Origin of the sequence: Candidatus Borrelia undatumii (assembly GCF_020882015.2) — a bacterium.
Taxonomy (GTDB): Bacteria; Spirochaetota; Spirochaetia; order Borreliales; family Borreliaceae; genus Borrelia.
Genome location: NZ_CP086555.2, coordinates 454,274 through 472,844 on the forward strand (window position 1 = coordinate 454,274; position 18,571 = coordinate 472,844).

The window sequence follows — 18,571 nt, forward strand, 5'->3', positions numbered from 1 at the left end:
ATTACACATCCAGATTTACCACATCAAGCGCGTTCTGTTCAATGAATTCCCTCCTAGGTTCAACATCATCTCCCATAAGAGTAACAAAAATCCTCTCAGCCTGCTCAGCATCATCTATCCCTATTAATTTCATCTTTCTAGTTTCAGGATTCATAGTAGTTTCCCAAAGTTGAGCGGGATTCATCTCCCCAAGCCCCTTATATCTTTGAAAATCAACACGATCCCTCTTTCCACTATCAATTGATCCCAAAAAGGAATCTTTTTCCAAATCATCATAAAAATAATGAACCCTGTTTTCAGATTTAACCTTGTAAAGGGGCGGCATAGCTATATATACATGATTATTTTCAACCAAAGACCTCATGTAGCGAAAGAAAAAAGTAAGAAGCAATGTCCTAATATGGGACCCATCAACATCAGCATCGGCCATAATAATAACCTTATGATAACGAAGCTTATCAATGCAAAAAGTTTTCCCAACTCCAGCACCAAGGGATGCAATTATCGGAATAAGTTTATCATTTGTGATAACCCTATCTTCCCTTGTTTTCTCAACATTAAGCATCTTTCCCCATAATGGCAGGATAGCTTGAAAAAACCTATCTCTCCCCATTTTCGCACTCCCCCCAGCAGAATCCCCCTCTACAATATAAATTTCTCTCTCGATTGGATTTCTAGAAGAACAATCTGCTAATTTTCCAGGTAATGCCAAGCTCTCAAAAGTACTCTTCTTCCTCTCAGACTCCCTCGCCTTCCTTGCTGCCTCACGCGCACGAGCCGCTCTTATTGCTTTATCAAAAACAACCTCCATCTCTAAAGGATTATCGCCAATAACCTCTAAAAGCCCATTGTATACAATAGTCTCAACAATCTTTCTCACATAAGAATTACCAAGCTTCCCCTTAGTCTGTCCTTCAAACTGGGGCTCAGGCACCTTAATAGAAATTACTGCCGTCAACCCCTCTTTAAAATCATCCAAAGTGAGAGACGGAACATCTTTTTTGCTTATTTTCATTCCCTTAAAAGCCTCATTCATTGCTTTAAAAAGCCCGCTCCTAAACCCAGCAACATGAGTCCCCCCCTCCCTAGTGTTAATATTGTTTACGAAAGATAAAATATTCTCAGAATACCCCTCAGTCCACTTAAGCCCAACATCAACAACAACCTCATCTAGAGATCCTTCAATAGAATATGGTTCGCTTTGAATATTCCTACTATTATTTGTCAAGTAATCTACAAAAGTTTTTATCCCACCTTCAAAATAAAATTCTTTAAATTTCTCTTCCCCTACTCTTCTATCTTCAATTGAAATTCGTATTTTATCATTTAAGAATGCAAGCTCCTTAAGCCTCTTTGAAAGAATCTCGAAACTATATTCCAAGGTCTCAAAAACCTCACAATCAGCCAAAAAAGTAACTTTAGTTCCCCTAGAAAAACTTTCTCCAACAACCTCAACTCCAGATGTCGGAATACCCCTTGAAAAGGTCTGCCTAAAAACTTTACCATCTCTATGAACCAAAACCTCCAAAAAAGACGATAAAGCATTAACAACAGAAATTCCAACTCCATGCAGCCCCCCAGAAACCTTGTAAGTACCCTTATTAAACTTTCCCCCAGAGTGTAGTCTAGTTAAAACAAGCTCAAGAGCACTAACTCCCTCTTCTTCATGAATATCTGTAGGTATTCCCCTACCGTTATCACTTACTGTTATGGAATTATCCGAATTGATAACGACCTCTATCTTGTCACAGAATCCAGCTAAAGCTTCATCAATACTGTTATCAACCACCTCATAAACCAAATGATGTAGTCCACTAACTGAAACAGAGCCAATATACATACCGGGTCTCTTCCTAACAGCTTCAAGCCCCTTTAAAACCTGAATATTACTAGCTACATAACTCATAAACCTTCAACCTTCCACATAACCAACAAGCAAACTCTGCATTAAAACCAAAAACGTAGATAACATACATTAAACAGTATAGAACATAATTAGACTGACCTAAACCCAAACCCTCAAAACTTGCAACTCATAATCAGATAATGTTCCGGTTAATTATTATACTATATACTATACATACATCACCAAAATCAACGAGGATGTGCTTATAATCGCCAGAGCCAACGAGGAAGAGGAATGCAAAAAGGAAAAGACATATGGGGTTTAATTTTAGCAGAAATAAAAAAAGAAACATCTGATGAAGAATTTTATATATGGTTTGAAAATCTATATTTCATAAATGTGGCCAACGAAAATATACAAATATTTGCTCCAAATTCTTTCCATAAAAATCAAGTGGAAAAAAGATTCTCCAAAAGAATAAAAGAAATCCTAATTGAGAAAGGCTACAAAAAAATTAACATCGAATTTACAAGCAAAAAAAATGAACTTAACCCCGACAACATGGAATACAAAAACCCCAACTTAAAAGAAATCTCTGTGCAACAAAATTTACACAAAAAAAGAGAGCCCTCTATATGCTATACCAAGCATGTAACAGAAAGTACAAACAAACATTTCACAAAAGAAGATATTCATACAAAATACAGAAATCCATTTTTGAAAAAAAAATATACATTTGATAACTTCATCATAGGCCCAAATAATAAACTTGCATATAACGCAAGTTTATCAATAGCAAAAAACCCCGGAAAAAAGTACAACCCATGCTTGATTTATGGTGGAGTCGGTCTTGGAAAAACTCATTTGCTCCAGAGTATAGGAAATAGAGCAGAAGAACTACATATGGAACTGAAAGCACTATATGTAACTGCTGAGAATTTCTTAAACGAATTCGTAGAAAGCATAAAAACAAATGAGACGAAAAAATTCAAAAAGAAATATAGATATCTGGATATGCTTTTAATAGACGACATTCATGACTTGCAAAAAAAAGAGGGAATACAAGAAGAACTTTTTCACACATTTAATGCTCTTTACGAAGATAACAAGCAAATGGTATTTACATGTGACAGGCCGCCCTCAGAGCTTACAAATTTTACAGATAGATTAAAAAGTAGATTCACAAGGGGATTAAATGTAGATATATCAAAACCAAATTTTGAATTAAGAGTAGCTATTATAGAAAAAAAGGCCGAAGAGGGCGGCATTAAAGTTCCAAAAGACATCCTAAACCTAGTCGCAAGAAAAGTCACAACAAACATAAGAGATTTGGAATCGGCTATAACAAAATTAAAGGCCTATATAGACCTTGAGAATATAAAAATCGATATCAATACAGTAGACAAAATTATTAAAGAAATAATAGCTTGCGAAGAAAATGATAAAGAGGAGTATAACAAAGTAGACATTGAGAACATAAAAAAAGTTATACTGAGGGAATTAAAACTCACAAATAAAGACATTGAAGGAAGAAGTAAGAAACCAGAAATTACAAAAGCAAGACACATTTATGCATATCTTTTGAGGAATTTTACAGAGCTTTCGACAATTGAAATAGGAAAAATCATCGGAGGAAAAACTCACTCAACCGTACTTTATTCAATAAATAAGATCGATAAAGAAAGAAACAATGACCTAGAAATTAACAATTTAATCATAGAACTTATGAACAAAATCAACAAAAACTGATAAAATCCATAAAAATTAAAATACTTTTGAACAATTTAAACAAAAAATTCAACAAAAAAACAGACAATTGGACAAACAATTCGACATATGTTATTCATTTTAGCATAATCAAATAAGAAGAATTCGACAATTAGACAATCCTCTACTAACACAACTACTAACAAATATAAAAGATAACCAAACAAAAATCCTATTAAAAACTAAACTTATTAAAACCAAATGATGATAATATAATAAGCCAAAGAGGGTAAAATCTTGAATGAAAAATTAGTACTATGTGACACAGGTCAAATTTCCAATGAAATTGACAAAGCCAAGAACATAATTGTAAACAGAAATATAAACGATATTTGGAGTGCAATATTGTTTGAGGTAAAAAATTCTAACCTTACAATAAAATCAACAGATAGAAATATATTTTTTGAAAGCACAGTCCCTATCGTTTCCTCAGAAAACTTTAAAGTATTAATAAATGCTTCAAATTTTTCAGATGCAGTAAAGGCACTAAATTTGTACGATGAGTTGAAAATAATTTTTGATGAGAATGAGAGCAAACTGAAGATCAGTGGAGAATCTGAAAGTAAGCATGACGACGAAACAAACGATCAGCTGAGTGAACCGACTTTTCCCAACGATGAAATTGAGAGTTACGATTGCGAGATAAATGGAGAAATTTATAATTTTGCGGTTGAACTAAGTCAAAATGAGCTTAAAAGGATTATAAATAAGGTTTCTTTCGCAGCATCTTCAGATGAATCTAAAAACGTTTTAAACGGAGTCTATTTTACAAAGGATAAAGAATCCAGGTTGATATTTGTTGCAACCAATGGACATAGAATGTCTATATATAGAACAGAATTAGTGTCTGAAGAAGATATTAACTTCATTATACCCGTCAAAATGTTTAATTTTTTAAGACAAATGATGACTGGAGAGGGGATGGTAAGAGTAAAAATTTCGGATAAAAAGTTTTATGTTGAGTTTAACAATTACAAAATAGCATGCAGCCTTATAAGTGGAAATTATCCCGATTATGAAAGCATCGTGCCGAGGGAACAGAAAAATGAGTGCTTGGTTGAAGTTAGCGTTTTAAAAGATAGACTTGCAAGAGTAAGTTCCTATACGGATAAGAGATCTAGAAAGGTCATTTTAAGCTTTTTAGTTGATCAATTAAAACTTGTGGCAGAGGATTTGATTACAGGAAGAAGAGGAGAATTTTTCGTACAAGTTCCCAATTACGACTACAAAGGAGATGAGGAAGTTATCGCTATTAACAGTGCATACCTTACTGAAGCAATTAGTGTATTTGACACTCCTAGGTTGGAAATAAAATTTAGTCAAGGGGATGTGTTAAAACTAGGAGAGCCTGGCAATGATGACTTTACTCACCTAATAATGCCTATGATTCTAAATTGATATTCTTTGTTAAGGCAAGATGATAAGTAAAATTGAGCTTTGTAATTTTAAAAACATAGAGAATCAGGTTATCGACTTTAATTTTGACAACATTTATTTTTGTGGAGAGAACGGTGCGGGAAAAACTAATTTACTTGATGCTATTTATTATCTTGCCTTTGCTTCCTCATTTCTGGTCAATACGGACAAAGAGCTTATCAAATATGGAGAACAGGAGTGTTATTTAAAATGTTTTTACAATACTAATGGAAGTGAAGGGGAAATTAATATATCGCTCAGAAATGAAAAAAAAGAAATAAGAGTTAACAATAGCATTATAAAGGACAGGAAGGAGTTGATACTGAATATACCCGTAGTTGTCTTTTCAAATTACGACGTTGATTTTATTGTTGGAACTCCCGCCAGGAAGAGATGGTTTTTTGATCAGGCAATAAGTCTTACTTCTTTAGGCTATGTTGATTCCCTTAGGAAATATCGAAAGATTTTAAAGCAGAGGAATTTGATCTTAAGGCAGGGAAATAAAAGATTACTTAAAGTTTACAATGAAACTTTTGTTGATTACGCCCTTATGGTAACAAAGATGCGGGAAGATTTTATCAAGCACTTTTATGAGATTTTTCGATACTATTATTCCTTAATTTTTGGTGTTTCTTATCACCTAGAGGTCAGATATATGCCTTCTGTTAAGTTTAGCGAAAGAGATGAATTTTTAAAAACTTTGCTTTCAAACGAGAAAAATGAACTTCTTGTAAGGAATACCTTAATAGGACCTCATAGGGATTTGTATGAGGTGTTAGATGGAGAAAGGATCTTTACAAATCATTCCTCAACGGGGCAGAACAGAACGCTTTCTTTAATTTACAGGCTTGTTCAGGTTCTTATTTTCAACAAGAGATATAATGCGGCGCCTATTTTGCTTTTCGATGATGTGTTTTTGGAGCTAGACAGGAAAAAAAGAAGAAGAGTGTTTGATGTTTTACCAAAAAGCTCTCAGTGCTTTTTTACTTTTCTGGATGATTGTTATGATCTTGGAAGAAATAATAGCTTTGTAGTATATAGGGTTAAAAATGGAAGATTTGAACTTTAAAAAAGTGGGCGATGTGCTTAAGAAATATTTAAACTCAGATATTATTTCTAATAAAAATCTAAATGCTAGTTTAGTGCTTTCTCAAAATTGGAAGATGATATTTGGCGAGCTTTCGGGTAGTGTAAGATTATTGAATCTGAAGGACAATAAAGTGCTGTATGTTGGAGTTAAAAATTCAAGTGTTTTGTATAGTGTTTCTTTACGAAAGTCGAAGATAGTAAAGCTAATAAAGGATTTTACTGGTATTGAGATAGTGGATATAAAGGTTTTGATAAAATGAATTTATTGACAATTGTGGTTGTATAATATAGTATTACAGTGTTTAATTTGTGCGTTAGCAATAGGGAATGTTTTCAATTGGAGGATTTTTTTGAAGAGGACGTACCAGCCGAGTCGGGTTAAGAGGAACAGGAAGTTTGGATTTAGAGCTAGGATGAAGACTAGAGGCGGAAGGCTTGTTCTTGCAAGGCGAAGGGCTAAGGGGAGAACGAGATTGACTGTTTCTGATGAAAAGAAGAAATACTAGCATAAGGACAAGGGCGGAAATTCAAAGCATTTTTAGAAAAGGTAAATTGATTCGGATGGGTGGGCTTAGTGTATTTTATGAGCGTGCAGGATTGGGGGTTTCTAGGGTTCTTGTTACGTTTCCCAGAGTTTTTAAAGGTGCTGTCAGGAGAAATCGCGTCAGAAGGCTCTTTAGGGAGTGTTTTAGGAGGCAGTCGCATTTGTTTAGGGGCGGTGGTCTTGATTTTATCTTCTTAATTTTTCCCCAGAAGGCAGGTGTTGACTATTGTGAAGTGGAAACGCTAATGATGACTCTATTTTCGGATATCGATAAGAGGGAAGTGTGGGGCAGAACAAAAGAATTTTAAGAGCTGTTTATTTGTCGTTGGTCTTTGTCGGTGTTTTTATGCTTATTAATGACGTCTTTTTTTCTCAAAAATCTTCTCCTGTGGTAGACAAAAAGGTTGGTTTTAATTTAAACAAGAGTTTCGATGTTGATGCTTCTTTAGCTGATGAAGATTATATTTTAGGTTTAAGTGTTAATTCTGAAGATATTAAGATTGAGACTGGCGTATACTATGCTGTGTTTTCAACATTTGGAGGAAATTTGACTTCCTTGAGGCTTAAGAGCCATTTAAATTTAGAAAAAGAGCCTACTGAGTTGATTAATGCTGGCATGAGCAAAGAAAGTTTTTACTATGTTAATTTTGATGGACTGGCCAAAAATTTATTCTCTTATAAGAAGGTTGATGACTATACACATGATTTTAAAACCAATATCGAATACGATGGTATAACTTATGAATACACGAAAAGATACAAGTTTTCAAAGAAAGATGAATATTTAATAAAGCTTGAAATTTTATTAGATAGTCTTGGTTCTGGTAATCGATTTGATATTGATTCTTATGAATTTGTATTAAGTTCTAATGTTGAAAAATTGAGTGATAGGGGTAGGCTTCAATACAGCAGCTATTTGTCTCATGCTATTTATTATGATACTAAGTTTAGGTACGGTAAGGATGGTTTGAGTGTTGTTGGACCTAAATGGGTGGGTGCTAGCACCAAGTATTTTGAGATTTTGGTTTCAAAGAAAGATATGAACGTTGAGTTTAGAAATGAAAATGGAGGTTTAAAGGCTTTCATTTCAAATAAAGCAAATAACAAGGGCATTAACGATACCTTCTATATTTATGCAGGCCCTAGGGATAATAGGTACCTAGATATTTTTGACACAGAGCAGGAGAATAGCTTTGGTTTGTCTGATATGGAGTTTGGCATATCTGTTGAGAAGAGCTTGTTGCATTTCATTCAAGTTCCCATGCAATTGATAATGCAAATTTTTTATAACGTTATTCCCAATTGGGGGCTTTCGATAATGTTTTTGACAATTGTTGTAAGGATACTTATATTCCCCTTGACTTTTAAGGGTTTCAGAGCCACAGCAGAACTTTCTAAATTGCAACCTAGGATGAAAGAAATACAGGCTAGGTTTAAAGATGATCCTAGGAGGCTAAATGAGGAGATGGGCAAGCTTTATAGGGAAGAAGGTGTTAATCCTCTTGGAGGGTGTTTTCCTATTCTTTTGCAACTTCCTGTATTTTTTGCTCTTTATGGGCTTGTAAATAATTTCTTTTTGCTGAGGGGGGCTAGTTTTATTCCAGGTTGGGTTGATGATTTATCAATTGGGGATAGCGTGTACTATTTCGGGTATAAAGTTTTCTTCTGGACAGATGTTAGGATTTTGCCCTTTATTATGATGTTTACTCAGCTATTTTCTACAATTGTCAGCTCTAATGTTGATTTTAAGAATCTTGGTGGTCAGCAGAAATTTTTGTATTTTGGAATGCCGATTATGTTTTTTTTCATACTTTATGATATGCCGTCGGGGCTTTTAATTTATTGGGTTACAACAAATGTTTTCACCATTTTACAGCAGTACTATATAAAGAAGCACGTGTCTTAAGGAGGAATGATGAGTTACGAATTTTATGGAAAGACAGAACAAGAAGCTATTAAAAAGGCAATGAGGGATCTTGATTTAAGAGAAGGGGAATTTGACGTAGAGATTCTAGATAAGGAAAAAGTTGGATTTTTGTTTAAAAAAGAGATGATTAAGATACGAGTATCTCCTCATGTAAGGGAGGAAAGTAGAGGCTCTGAGGTTAGATATAGTGACGATGTTTATAATAAGGTTTTAGGTTTTGTTAAGGATACAATAACTAGGATGGGTTATTGTGTTGATTTAAAGATTGAATCTAGTGAAGGTGAGTATATTAAAATATCTATTGAAACGGACAGTCCCAGCATATTAATCGGGAGAGAGGGACGTAATTTGGATGCTTTGCAGCTTTTGGCCAATATTTATGCTTCTAAACTTGTAGGGAAAGATGGTAATTTTAACAAGGTTATACTAGATATTGAGGATTACAGAGAAAGGTTTAAGTCAAGGTTTATTAATCTAGCAATAAGCTCTCTGCATAAGGTAAAAAGAAGTAGACGTTCTGTCCTTTTGCCAACAATGAATCCTTTTGAGAGAAGGATTATTCATACTACTTTGAATCGTTATAATGATATTAGGACAGAAAGCGAGGGGGATGGAAACTTAAAGAGAGTAAGGGTTTCCTACGTTAGGAACAGTAAGTACAGCGGCAATGTTCGTAGTTATCAAAGAAGGGGATATTAACAAGCCCGTCTCAATCCTTTGCTTGTTAATAAGTTTTTGCCAATAGTCGTAAGGGTTATATCTAAAGGGGTGCCGGCTCGTTGATTGGGGTATTGCTGGCGGGGCTTTTGCTAAGGGGTTAGCGTTTGAAGGTGTTTTTAACAGGTATTGCGGGTTTTATTGGGTTTCATGTTGCTAAAAAGCTTGCTGATAGTGGGCATGAAGTCTTGGGTATAGATGTATTGAATGACTATTATGAATCTGGGTTGAAATATGAGAGATTGGAAGTTTTGGGATTAAAGCGTGGGGAGATAAAGAGCGGAAAGGTTATTAAGAGCAATATATACGATAATTTGAGTTTTATTTATCTTGATATTCTAGATAAGGAGCATATATTGAGTCTTTTTTCTCAGTATAAGTTTACCCATGTTTGCCATTTAGCAGCCCAAGCGGGGATTAGAGATAGCATTGAAAATCCAGACAGTTATATCTCAATTAACATTGTTGGGTTTTTTAATGTTTTGGATGCGTGTAGGATACACAGGGAGAATATCAAGCACTTTGTTTATGCTTCAACTTCCGCAGTTTATGGGATAAATGAAAATATGCCCTCCTGTGAGGACAATATTACGGATCATCCCTTAAATTTGTATGCGGCTAGTAAAAAGTCTAATGAGGTAATAGCGCATGCTTACAGCTCATCTTTTGGTATTCCAACTACGGGTTTGCGTTTTTTTACGGTTTATGGTCCTTATGGTAGACCTGATATGGCTTTGTATCTGTTTGCAGATGGAATTTCAAAAAATACCACTATTGATGTTTTTAATAACGGAGATATGGCCAGAGATTTTACATATGTTGATGACGTTGTAGATGGTATTTATAGTGTGCTCGAGAAACCTGCTGAGAGTGATGGCAGTTTTGATACAAAAAATCCTAGTTCTTCAAGCTCACTTGCTCCGTATAAAATATACAATATAGGGACGGGACACGCTGTTAAATTGATGAATTTTATTGATGAGCTTGAGGTAGCTCTTGAGAATAAGGCCTTGAAAAACTTTTTGCCTATGCAGAAAGCAGATGCTGTGGAGAGTTGTTGTGATATTTCAAAGCTTAAAAATGATTTTGCTTATAAGCCTTTGACTTCTATTAAAGAGGGGATAAAAAAATTTGTAAACTGGTATAAATCTAGAGTAATCTAGCTTCGCTGTATTTAGGTTGAAATGAATTGGTGCTATTATCTGTGCTTTATTAGATTTTGTTTTAATCTGGGATTGCTCTTGGGGTTTGGGTGTATAATGTAGATATATGTTATAAGGAGGGTCTAGGTGGGTGTTTTAGATAAGATTAAGCCTGGTGTAGTTTATGGTAGAGATTTGCACACTTTGTATGAAATATGTAAGAATGAGGGGTTTGCTATCCCTGCGATTAATTGCATAGGTACGAATTCAATTAATGCTGTTTTAGAAGCTGCTAGGGAAATAAATTCTCCTATTATGATACAGTTTTCGAATAGTGGTTCTGCTTTCGTTGCTGGCAAGGGGTTAAAAATTGAAAAACCTCAGGGGACTTCTGTACTTGGAGCCATTTCTGGAGCCTTGCATGTTCATTTGATGGCTGAATACTATGGGGTTCCTGTAGTGCTTCATACAGATCACTGTGCTAGGAAATTAATTCCTTGGGTTGAGGGGCTGTTGGAGTATGGGGAGAAATATTATAGGGAGCATGGGAAACCTTTGTTTTCTTCACATATGTTGGATTTGTCAGAGGAGACAATTAAGGAAAATATTGAAATATCTAGGAAATTTTTAGAACGAATGGATAAGATTGAAATGTTTTTGGAAATTGAACTTGGGATCACTGGTGGTGAAGAAGACGGTGTTGATAATTCAAATAGGGCACCTCAAGAATTATTTTCGACTCCTGAGGATATTTATTATGGGTATTCTGAGCTTATGGAGGTTAGTCCTAATTTCCAAATTGCTGCGGCTTTTGGAAATGTGCATGGTGTTTATAAACCTGGAAATGTTCAACTCACTCCTAAGGTGTTAAGAGATGGCCAGGCTTACGTTATATCTAAAACTGGAACAAGTAATCCAAAACCTGTTTCATATGTGTTTCATGGGGGGTCTGGATCTACTGTAGAGGAGATTAATGAGGCGCTTTCTTACGGTGTTGTTAAGATGAACATCGACACGGATACTCAGTGGGCTGCTTGGGAAGGTGTATTGAATTATTATAAGAAAAATGAAAATAGATTACAGGGTCAACTTGGTGATGGCAAGGATTCTGATGTGCCAAATAAGAAGTTTTATGATCCAAGAGTGTGGCTCAGAGAAGCTGAGATTAGTATGAAAGAGCGTGTTAAGCTTGCCTGTAAGAATCTTAATAATATTAACAGAAATTGAAATAAGAGTAACAAAAGTTAAGTGTTGTCGTCCGGTTTGAGGGCGACTTTTTATGTATAATAAATACACATAAATGGTGTCCTTAATTGTAATCAATGTGTAATCTGTTCTCATGTCATTGCTTTTTTTATCTCTTATGTTTTAATATGTGAGTTAGATATTTGGTATGGTTTTTGCATGGATCTATGCATAAAGTGGTAAAGTAGGAGGCGTATATGTGGTTAACAAATTATAAGAAGAGTTTTTTGGATTTTTTGAATGATGATTTTGATTTTATGAGTCCTAAAGGAATTCAAGATGTTCCAGTTAATATTAAGGATGAAGGTGATTCATTCACCCTTGAGGCTTACTTGCCAGGGATAAAGAAGGAGGATGTTTCCATCTCGCTTAAAAATGATTATTTGACAATAAGCTATGAGAGTAAGGATGAGACGGAGGAGAAAAACGGCAAGTACTTGAGAGTGGAAAGAAGAGATGTATCCTTCTCAAGAAGTTTTAGGTTATCTGTTAATATTGATCAGAACAAAATCAAATCTGAACTAAAGGATGGCGTGCTAATCATTAATCTTCCTAAAAAGTCCGAAGTTGTTGAGAAGGCTCAAGAGAAAAAGATTTCAATTGAATAAAAAAAGTAAGGATGCCTAGGCATCCTTACTTTTATAGACTTCAAGTCCTAAATTTAACTCTGATAGTTGTTCATTTGAAACTCTGGAGGGGGAGTTGTCAAGGGGACTGGCTGCAAATGAGTTTTTTGGAAAAAGTATCACGTCTTTTATTGAGCTTGAGTTTGTCATCAGCATCAGTAGCCGGTCGACTCCAATCGCAATCCCGCCATGAATGGGCGCTCCGTATTCTAATGCTTTTAAAAAGAACCCGAATCTCTCTTCTGCCATTGCATCATCAAACTCTACTATGTTAAATATCCTTTGTTGAAGTTCCCTTGTGTGTATCCTAATGGACCCGGATCCAAGTTCCATTCCGTTTAATACGAGGTCATACACCTCCCCTAAAACTTTACTTGGATCTTCTTCCAAAGTATTAATGTATTTTTTTTGAGGGAGCGAGAACATATGGTGAGCTGCTTTGTATCTTTTAGCATCCTCGTCGTATTCAAACATAGGAAAATTGTCAATCCATAAGAATTCAAATGCATTTCTGTTCACTACATTGAGTTCGTTTGCAATCTTTATTCTAACTTGTCCCATAGCTTTGCAAGCATTTTCCCACGAGTCAGATATAAAGAATACGATATCATTATTCTTTAGGGAATAATTTTCAATTAAAGTCCGTTCTATGTTAGTTAAGAATTTGGCAATTCCACCTTTAAATTTGTTGTTATCTATTTTTGTAAAGTAAAGATTACTAACCTTATAAAGCTTCGCATGCTCTTCTAAATTATTAATCCTAGTCCTTGAGAAATTATGGGCTTCATTCTTGATTATAAGCGCTTTTATTGTTTTCTTACTTTTTAATGCTTCTCTGAATATGTTGAATGAAGATTTCTTAAGGTAATGACTCATATCTTGTATTAGCAATTCATACCTTGTATCTGGCTTGTCACTTCCATAGATGTTCATCGCATCCTTATAGGATATTTTTCTAAATTTTTTGGGAAGTTTAATATTGAGTGCTTGTTTAAAAACGTAACAGATAAGGCCTTCCATTAATTTAAAGACATTTTCTTTTTTTATAAAACTCATCTCTAGGTCAAGTTGTGTGAACTCTGGTTGTCTATCGCCCCTTGAATCTTCATCTCTGTAACATCTAGCTATTTGGAAATATTTATCAAAACCAGCTATCATTGCAAGTTGTTTATAAATTTGTGGTGATTGCGGTAATGCATAAAATCTACCCTTATGTATTCTTGATGGAACTAAAAAGTCTCTTGCACCTTCTGGAGTTGATTTTACAAAAGTTGGAGTTTCTAGCTCTAGGAAATCTTTTTTTGTTAAATAAGATCTAATTATTTGCGTTACCTTACTTCGTAGTATTATTTTTTGTTTTTGTTCTTCTCGTCTCAAATCTAGATATCTGTATTCAAGTTTCGCGTTATCACTTGCATTATTATTATCTTCAATCATAAAGGGCAGCTCGTTGCATTTTGAGATTACCTCTATGTTTTCTGCAATTATCTCAAATGCTCCTGTTCTCATTTCTTTATTTAAAAGCTCTACAGGTCTGAGTTCTAATTTCCCTTGTACCTTAATGCAATACTCCATCTTGATGTAAGATACCCTCCTCAGAAGGACTTCGTCATTTACAAGCACCTGTGCTTCATCGTATCTGTCTCTGATGTTAATAAAAGTGACTTTTCCGTGATGTCTAATTTTTTTGACCCAAGCATTTATTTCTATTCTCTTATTTACAAGCTTATTGTTTAGCTGATTACACCTAACAATTTTAAACATAATTTACCCTACTATAATATTATAAATTTCTTTGTCAGTTTTAGCATTAAGCATTTCTTGTTTATTTAGGTCAACTTTCCCCACAATAGATGCTAGAATGGGAGGGTAATTAACATAATCCTTTGCTGGGTAGAGTATTAATATGAATATGTGACTTAAGTTATTGTCAATAGCATTAAAGTCTATTCCATTATGGCTTATTCCAATAGCGATATGCATTTTTTTGATCAAATTTGTCTTCAAGTGAGGGATTGCAAATCCTTCCTTTAGGGCTGTGGTTATGACCTTTTCTCTTGCCATTAAATCTTGCAGTATCATCTCCTTGTCAATTTCAACTTTTATTACACCTAAAAGTTCTCTTAAAGCTTCAATTTTGTTTGTTGCCTTGAGCTCTAGAATAATGTTTTCCCTTTTAATTCTTTTATTAAGTTTAATGTTCCTAAGTATTTTGTCATAATTTATTGAATAGTCTAATTTTTTTGCATTCAAAGAAGCTGTTTTAACCTCTTCAGTTATTGTTTCCAGATGTAGTATGGTTTCTCTGAATAAGTCTTGTATTATCATTAAATGTTTGTTTGGGCATTCAAATGTGATTTTGCTTCCTTCTCTCTTAATTGATAAAGAAACGTCATCTCGTCTTGCATTGATGTACTGTGAAAAATCATTCTTTACTTGTTGAGTGAAAAACCCCTCTTTCCTCAGTTCATTTTTTAAATCCCATGTAAGTATTTTGGCCAAATTATCATATGCAAATGATACTGTGAGTTGAGTGTTTTGTTCTGTTCTAAATATTTTTCTTAACCCATTTTTATTTAATTTAAATAGCCAGTTTATTATTGGCGTTGAAATTATTGTTGGCAAGAAAACCATTATTATAACTATTCCAAATATTTTCTGACTTATGAATTCGGAAGAAAGCGCTACATTTGCAATAATTAACGATATCTCACCTCTTGGAATCATCCCAAAAGCTATCCTCAGCGCTCCTAGCTTGTTAAAGCCTAGGAAGCATGCCGGGATAAAGCAATATACAAGTTTAGTTGCTATTGCCACGCAACTGAGCAAGACTCCTAATATCAAGACTTCTTTTGATAGTATTTCATTAACATCAGCCATAAGGCCTATTGATGTAAAAAATATTGGTATGAAAAACCTTTCAAATATTGTTAATTTGTCTTGAATTACATACACAATATCTGTTTTTGACATAGCAAGGCCGAATACATAGGCTCCAATCACAAATGACATTCCTAGATTTTGGAAAAAGCTTGCGACAATAAAAGTTAAGGCAATAGTTATTACAGTAGCTAGCGTAACGCTATTTAATCTTTTAAGCAATTTTGAGATTGGTTCTGATAATAAAATCAATATAAATGTTAAGCAGAGCCATATTAGTATGTTCTGTATTGTGGCTATAATTGAACTTGTAATATCAAGTTCTGATATTGATCTTGCTATAGTTATTACACTTGTCAACATTATCATAGAAAGGACATCATCGATTATTGAAGTGGATATTATCGTAACTCCTTCCGAGGTGCTCATCTTTTTCTTTGCCGATAGTATGCTTGCAGCAATTCCTGCGGAGGTGGGTGTGCCAATGATACCTATGAAAAGAGATGTGGGACTGATGAGTTGAACGTCAAAAAGAATAGTAGATATTAGCATGAAGCTTAAAAAGGTACCAATTACCTCTGTGGTTCCTATTAACCCTCCACGAGGTAAAAACTTAAGGAATAGTTTTAGGTCAGTCTCAAGGCCTGCTGTGAAGAGCAGAATGATTGAGGCTATTGTTGAGATCGCAAATATTTCCTCGTTTATTAGGTAATTGTCTCCAATGCGAGTAATTCCTAATGGAAACAGTAGGGGAATTTTAACCCTTCCAACGAACGTTGGACTTAAGATAATTCCGGCTGTTATTTGTCCTATAACTTTTGGAACTCCGAGTCTTCCTACTAGGTTACCAAGGAAACTGGCACTAATTACAATAATAGCCAGGCTCATTAAAAATGAAGACATTTTAGCTTCAACATGAGGGCCTGCGTCTTGTACATAGTCTAGCATGCCAAATGCAACTATGGGGTTTAGAATGAGCATTATTTTGTACAAGGTTCTCCTGTTCATTATTTAATCTCTTCTTTAAAATTTGATTTTAACAGTTTTGATAGGCTTTCAATAACCTCGTTTTCTCCTTTTCCATTTGCCATGATGGTTATTTTTTCCCTATATATTACTCCAAGTATGATGACTTCAATCGTAGATTTAGCGTCAGCCTGCCTACCGTCTTTTGTAGTTAACCTTACATCACAGGAAGGATATTTACTTGCAAGCAAGGAAATCATACTAGACGGCCTTGAATGAATGCCTTCTTTGTTGGTTATCTCGATTTCTACTGTTTGCATTTAATTTTACTTATTATTTTCTTTTTTACTTTTTTCTTTGTTTGCCGTGTTTTGAAGCCTATCCATTAGGCTCTCTATTAGTTGATATAATTCCTTGCCCTTTTCTTTAATGTGGATTATTTTGCCCCAGTTAAAATGAAGATGGGCATCTATGTCAAAAATATCGTTTTCTTTTTTTATTGTAATTTTCAGACTTTCCGAGTTTTGTTTAATATGCGTTCCAATCCTGCCCAATTTTTTTAAAATAAAATCCTCTGTAGCAGCACTTAGGTGATAGTTAATAGCTTGTATTTTTGGTTCCATAACCTTCCCCCTCAAGTTTTAACTCATTTCTGTATTTATTTACAGTCCTTCTTGAAATAGAGATCCCCTTGGATTTCAGTATATCAGAAATTCCACTATCAGACATCTTTTTGTTTTCGGCCAAAATTCCTTTCATTACTAATTTAATACTTAATTTTGAAAATTCATTTGTTTTTGCGCCCCCCACTGAGTTAAATAATTTTCTAACAGCGATTATGCCCCAATCGAACTTTAAGTATTTATTCTTTATTGTTCTTGATATCGTTGATTTTGACAGGTTGATTTTTTCAGATATGTCAGCCAATTTCATCGGCCTTAGACTCTTAAACCCTCTTCGGAAAAATTCTTTTTGAAGCGTGTATATGGCTATTGCTACTTTGGCTAGCACCTCGTCTCTGTATCTTAAAGATTCAATCAGCCATTTTGCCTGTTTGTATTTTTTTAAGTCTTTAACCTCTGGTTTTCTTAATTCTTTTTTAAAAACGTTTACTTCTTTAATTTTTATCTTAAGTTTATTGTCCTTATTTATTATGATGATATCAGGTTCAATATAATGGTTTGTGTCTTTTATGTCTTCAAACTCAAGTGTTGGATTAGGATTAAGGGTGATTTTAATTGTTTTAAGTGCCTGATTGAAAGCTTCAGTATCTATTTTAAGTTCTTCTTTTATTTTTTCTTGAGTATTATCAAGTAAATCTGCTCTTTCAAGAATTTTAATTACGTTTTCGTCTAATTTGTGGTGTTTTGCTTGTAGTATTAATGACTCTACTATGTTAAATACACAAATTCCTATTGGATCAAATTGTTGAATTATTTCAATTATTTGAGCGACTTGGATCCAATCTTCTTTTTTAAATAATTCATAGGGGTTTATTATATGGAATCCTTTGTTGTCTAGATTATTTATTATTGTTTCTCCCATTTTAATCTCGTCTCTACTCAACTTTTGAATTCTTAGCTGAAATAAAAGGTGTTCTTTAAGGGAGGGTTGAATTGCCTTTTTCTCTAATGCAATTTCATATTGGGTTTTAGAACCCTCATCTTCTTTATAGAAGAGTTTTCTAAATTTGTGGGTTTTAAGTGCTTCAAAAAATATCTGATTTGAATCCACTTGAAGGTATTCGTTATTTTCAACTTCGTTTAATATAATCTGAGCCAAATCTTTTGTATCAAGACTGAGCATTCTGATTGTATTTATTTGGGTTATATGCATTTTTTGTGCGAGTCGCAGGGTTTGCTTAATCATCTATACATAAAAATATATAGTACTCCGCTAGATATTATCAGTATTGCAGGACTAATTTTTTTATAACGTAATAGAATAATTAGATTTAGTGCTGCAAGTGAAAAACTTTTTAAAATTTCTGTACTACTGACACTTATTTTTACAAATATACTTTCAAGTAAAATGATTATGGTAATCAGCCATAATGCTATGATTACAGGCCTTAAGCTCTCAAGATAATACGTCAAGAAACTTATCCTGTGTAGTACTAGTGTTATAAAGACAATGATTAATAATGGTGCGGTGATTAGAGCCATTGTAGCAACGACAGCGCCACTAACACCAGCGATTTTTGCACCCACATATGTTGCTATATTGGTAGCAATGGGTCCGGGAGTAATTCTAGATATTGTAATAATATTTATAAATTCTTCTTTTGTTATCCATTCCTTATTAGCAATTATTTCCTTATTAATTATTGCCGTAATTCCATTGCCACCACCGAAATTTAAAATTCCTATTTTAAAGAAGGTGATAAATAAATTTACCAAAGTCAAG

At 34.1% G+C, this 18,571-nt stretch carries 18 protein-coding genes; 11 read left to right on the plus strand and 7 right to left on the minus strand.

Going from position 1 to position 18,571, the window contains the following annotated elements; genetic code table 11:
* Nucleotide 1: 1 nt before the first annotated feature.
* The gene (gene gyrB, locus LKV13_RS02175; protein WP_229088973.1) at nucleotides 2-1,906 is read right to left on the minus strand and encodes a DNA topoisomerase (ATP-hydrolyzing) subunit B; all 1,905 of its coding nucleotides are present in this window, start codon (nucleotides 1,904-1,906) and stop codon (nucleotides 2-4) included.
* A gap of 234 nt (nucleotides 1,907-2,140) precedes the next feature.
* On the opposite strand from gyrB, the gene dnaA reads away from it, so the two are divergent.
* From dnaA to LKV13_RS02230, 11 genes are all read left to right on the plus strand, one after another.
* Nucleotides 2,141-3,595 (plus strand): chromosomal replication initiator protein DnaA, encoded by a 1,455-nt coding sequence (gene dnaA, locus LKV13_RS02180; protein WP_229088974.1) that lies wholly within the window; start codon nucleotides 2,141-2,143, stop codon nucleotides 3,593-3,595.
* Between the two features lie 252 nt (nucleotides 3,596-3,847).
* Nucleotides 3,848-5,011, plus strand: a complete 1,164-nt coding sequence (dnaN, locus tag LKV13_RS02185; RefSeq protein ID WP_373464039.1) for a DNA polymerase III subunit beta — start codon at nucleotides 3,848-3,850, stop codon at nucleotides 5,009-5,011.
* Nucleotides 5,012-5,030: 19 nt separating this feature from the next.
* Nucleotides 5,031-6,098 carry a DNA replication/repair protein RecF gene (gene recF, locus LKV13_RS02190; RefSeq protein ID WP_229088976.1) on the plus strand — a complete coding sequence of 356 codons (1,068 nt, stop codon included), beginning with the start codon at nucleotides 5,031-5,033 and terminating at the stop codon, nucleotides 6,096-6,098.
* The gene (locus LKV13_RS02195; protein WP_229088977.1) at nucleotides 6,079-6,378 is read left to right on the plus strand and encodes a DciA family protein; all 300 of its coding nucleotides are present in this window, start codon (nucleotides 6,079-6,081) and stop codon (nucleotides 6,376-6,378) included. The genes recF and LKV13_RS02195 overlap by 20 nt, the downstream gene beginning before the upstream one ends.
* 90 nt (nucleotides 6,379-6,468) lie before the next feature.
* Nucleotides 6,469-6,624, plus strand: coding sequence for a 50S ribosomal protein L34 (rpmH, locus tag LKV13_RS02200; protein ID WP_229088978.1), 156 nt, complete (start codon nucleotides 6,469-6,471; stop codon nucleotides 6,622-6,624).
* On the plus strand, nucleotides 6,605-6,970 hold the full coding sequence (rnpA, locus tag LKV13_RS02205) for a ribonuclease P protein component (protein ID WP_229088979.1): 366 nt from the start codon (nucleotides 6,605-6,607) through the stop codon (nucleotides 6,968-6,970). The genes rpmH and rnpA overlap by 20 nt, the downstream gene beginning before the upstream one ends.
* Complete coding sequence (yidC, locus tag LKV13_RS02210; protein ID WP_229088980.1) at nucleotides 6,946-8,568, plus strand: membrane protein insertase YidC; 1,623 nt, start codon at nucleotides 6,946-6,948, stop codon at nucleotides 8,566-8,568. The genes rnpA and yidC overlap by 25 nt, the downstream gene beginning before the upstream one ends.
* A gap of 9 nt (nucleotides 8,569-8,577) precedes the next feature.
* Nucleotides 8,578-9,288 (plus strand): RNA-binding cell elongation regulator Jag/EloR, encoded by a 711-nt coding sequence (gene jag / locus LKV13_RS02215; RefSeq protein WP_229089693.1) that lies wholly within the window; start codon nucleotides 8,578-8,580, stop codon nucleotides 9,286-9,288.
* A gap of 125 nt (nucleotides 9,289-9,413) precedes the next feature.
* Nucleotides 9,414-10,469, plus strand: coding sequence for an NAD-dependent epimerase/dehydratase family protein (locus tag LKV13_RS02220; protein ID WP_229088981.1), 1,056 nt, complete (start codon nucleotides 9,414-9,416; stop codon nucleotides 10,467-10,469).
* A 126-nt stretch (nucleotides 10,470-10,595) separates the two neighbouring features.
* On the plus strand, nucleotides 10,596-11,675 hold the full coding sequence (gene fbaA / locus LKV13_RS02225) for a class II fructose-bisphosphate aldolase (RefSeq protein ID WP_229088982.1): 1,080 nt from the start codon (nucleotides 10,596-10,598) through the stop codon (nucleotides 11,673-11,675).
* Between the two features lie 215 nt (nucleotides 11,676-11,890).
* Nucleotides 11,891-12,301: an Hsp20/alpha crystallin family protein gene (locus tag LKV13_RS02230; RefSeq protein ID WP_229088983.1), complete on the plus strand. Its 411-nt coding sequence runs from the start codon at nucleotides 11,891-11,893 to the stop codon at nucleotides 12,299-12,301.
* A gap of 15 nt (nucleotides 12,302-12,316) precedes the next feature.
* Here the strand turns inward: LKV13_RS02230 and aspS are convergent, their stop codons facing one another.
* The 6 genes from aspS to LKV13_RS02260 are packed head-to-tail and all read right to left on the minus strand — an operon-like array spanning nucleotide 12,317 to nucleotide 18,570.
* Nucleotides 12,317-14,083, minus strand: a complete 1,767-nt coding sequence (gene aspS, locus LKV13_RS02235) for an aspartate--tRNA ligase (protein WP_229088984.1) — start codon at nucleotides 14,081-14,083, stop codon at nucleotides 12,317-12,319.
* A 3-nt stretch (nucleotides 14,084-14,086) separates the two neighbouring features.
* Nucleotides 14,087-16,147: a cation:proton antiporter domain-containing protein gene (locus LKV13_RS02240; protein ID WP_373464040.1), complete on the minus strand. Its 2,061-nt coding sequence runs from the start codon at nucleotides 16,145-16,147 to the stop codon at nucleotides 14,087-14,089.
* Between the two features lie 59 nt (nucleotides 16,148-16,206).
* Entirely contained in the window at nucleotides 16,207-16,485 is a 279-nt protein-coding gene (locus tag LKV13_RS02245) for an HPr family phosphocarrier protein (protein WP_229088986.1), read from the minus strand.
* Between the two features lie 6 nt (nucleotides 16,486-16,491).
* Entirely contained in the window at nucleotides 16,492-16,788 is a 297-nt protein-coding gene (locus LKV13_RS02250; RefSeq protein WP_229088987.1) for an HPF/RaiA family ribosome-associated protein, read from the minus strand.
* Entirely contained in the window at nucleotides 16,763-18,034 is a 1,272-nt protein-coding gene (rpoN, locus tag LKV13_RS02255; RefSeq protein WP_255643247.1) for an RNA polymerase factor sigma-54, read from the minus strand. Before rpoN ends, LKV13_RS02250 begins: the two co-directional genes overlap by 26 nt.
* Nucleotides 18,031-18,570 carry a chromate transporter gene (locus LKV13_RS02260; protein WP_229088989.1) on the minus strand — a complete coding sequence of 180 codons (540 nt, stop codon included), beginning with the start codon at nucleotides 18,568-18,570 and terminating at the stop codon, nucleotides 18,031-18,033. Before LKV13_RS02260 ends, rpoN begins: the two co-directional genes overlap by 4 nt.
* Between the last annotated feature and the right edge of the window lies 1 nt (nucleotide 18,571).

Bases quoted from the DNA above. Each gene is read 5' to 3' on its own strand.
- gyrB (WP_229088973.1), bottom strand. From the start codon at position 1,906: ATGAGTTATGTAGCTAGTAATATTCAGGTTTTAAAGGGGCTTGAAGCT.
- dnaA (WP_229088974.1), top strand. From the start codon at position 2,141: ATGCAAAAAGGAAAAGACATATGGGGTTTAATTTTAGCAGAAATAAAA.
- recF (WP_229088976.1), top strand. From the start codon at position 5,031: ATGATAAGTAAAATTGAGCTTTGTAATTTTAAAAACATAGAGAATCAG.
- LKV13_RS02195 (WP_229088977.1), top strand. From the start codon at position 6,079: ATGGAAGATTTGAACTTTAAAAAAGTGGGCGATGTGCTTAAGAAATAT.
- rnpA (WP_229088979.1), top strand. From the start codon at position 6,605: ATGAAAAGAAGAAATACTAGCATAAGGACAAGGGCGGAAATTCAAAGC.
- jag (WP_229089693.1), top strand. From the start codon at position 8,578: ATGAGTTACGAATTTTATGGAAAGACAGAACAAGAAGCTATTAAAAAG.
- LKV13_RS02230 (WP_229088983.1), top strand. From the start codon at position 11,891: ATGTGGTTAACAAATTATAAGAAGAGTTTTTTGGATTTTTTGAATGAT.
- aspS (WP_229088984.1), bottom strand. From the start codon at position 14,083: ATGTTTAAAATTGTTAGGTGTAATCAGCTAAACAATAAGCTTGTAAAT.
- LKV13_RS02240 (WP_373464040.1), bottom strand. From the start codon at position 16,147: ATGCTAGACTATGTACAAGACGCAGGCCCTCATGTTGAAGCTAAAATG.
- LKV13_RS02245 (WP_229088986.1), bottom strand. From the start codon at position 16,485: ATGCAAACAGTAGAAATCGAGATAACCAACAAAGAAGGCATTCATTCA.
- LKV13_RS02250 (WP_229088987.1), bottom strand. From the start codon at position 16,788: ATGGAACCAAAAATACAAGCTATTAACTATCACCTAAGTGCTGCTACA.
- rpoN (WP_255643247.1), bottom strand. From the start codon at position 18,034: ATGATTAAGCAAACCCTGCGACTCGCACAAAAAATGCATATAACCCAA.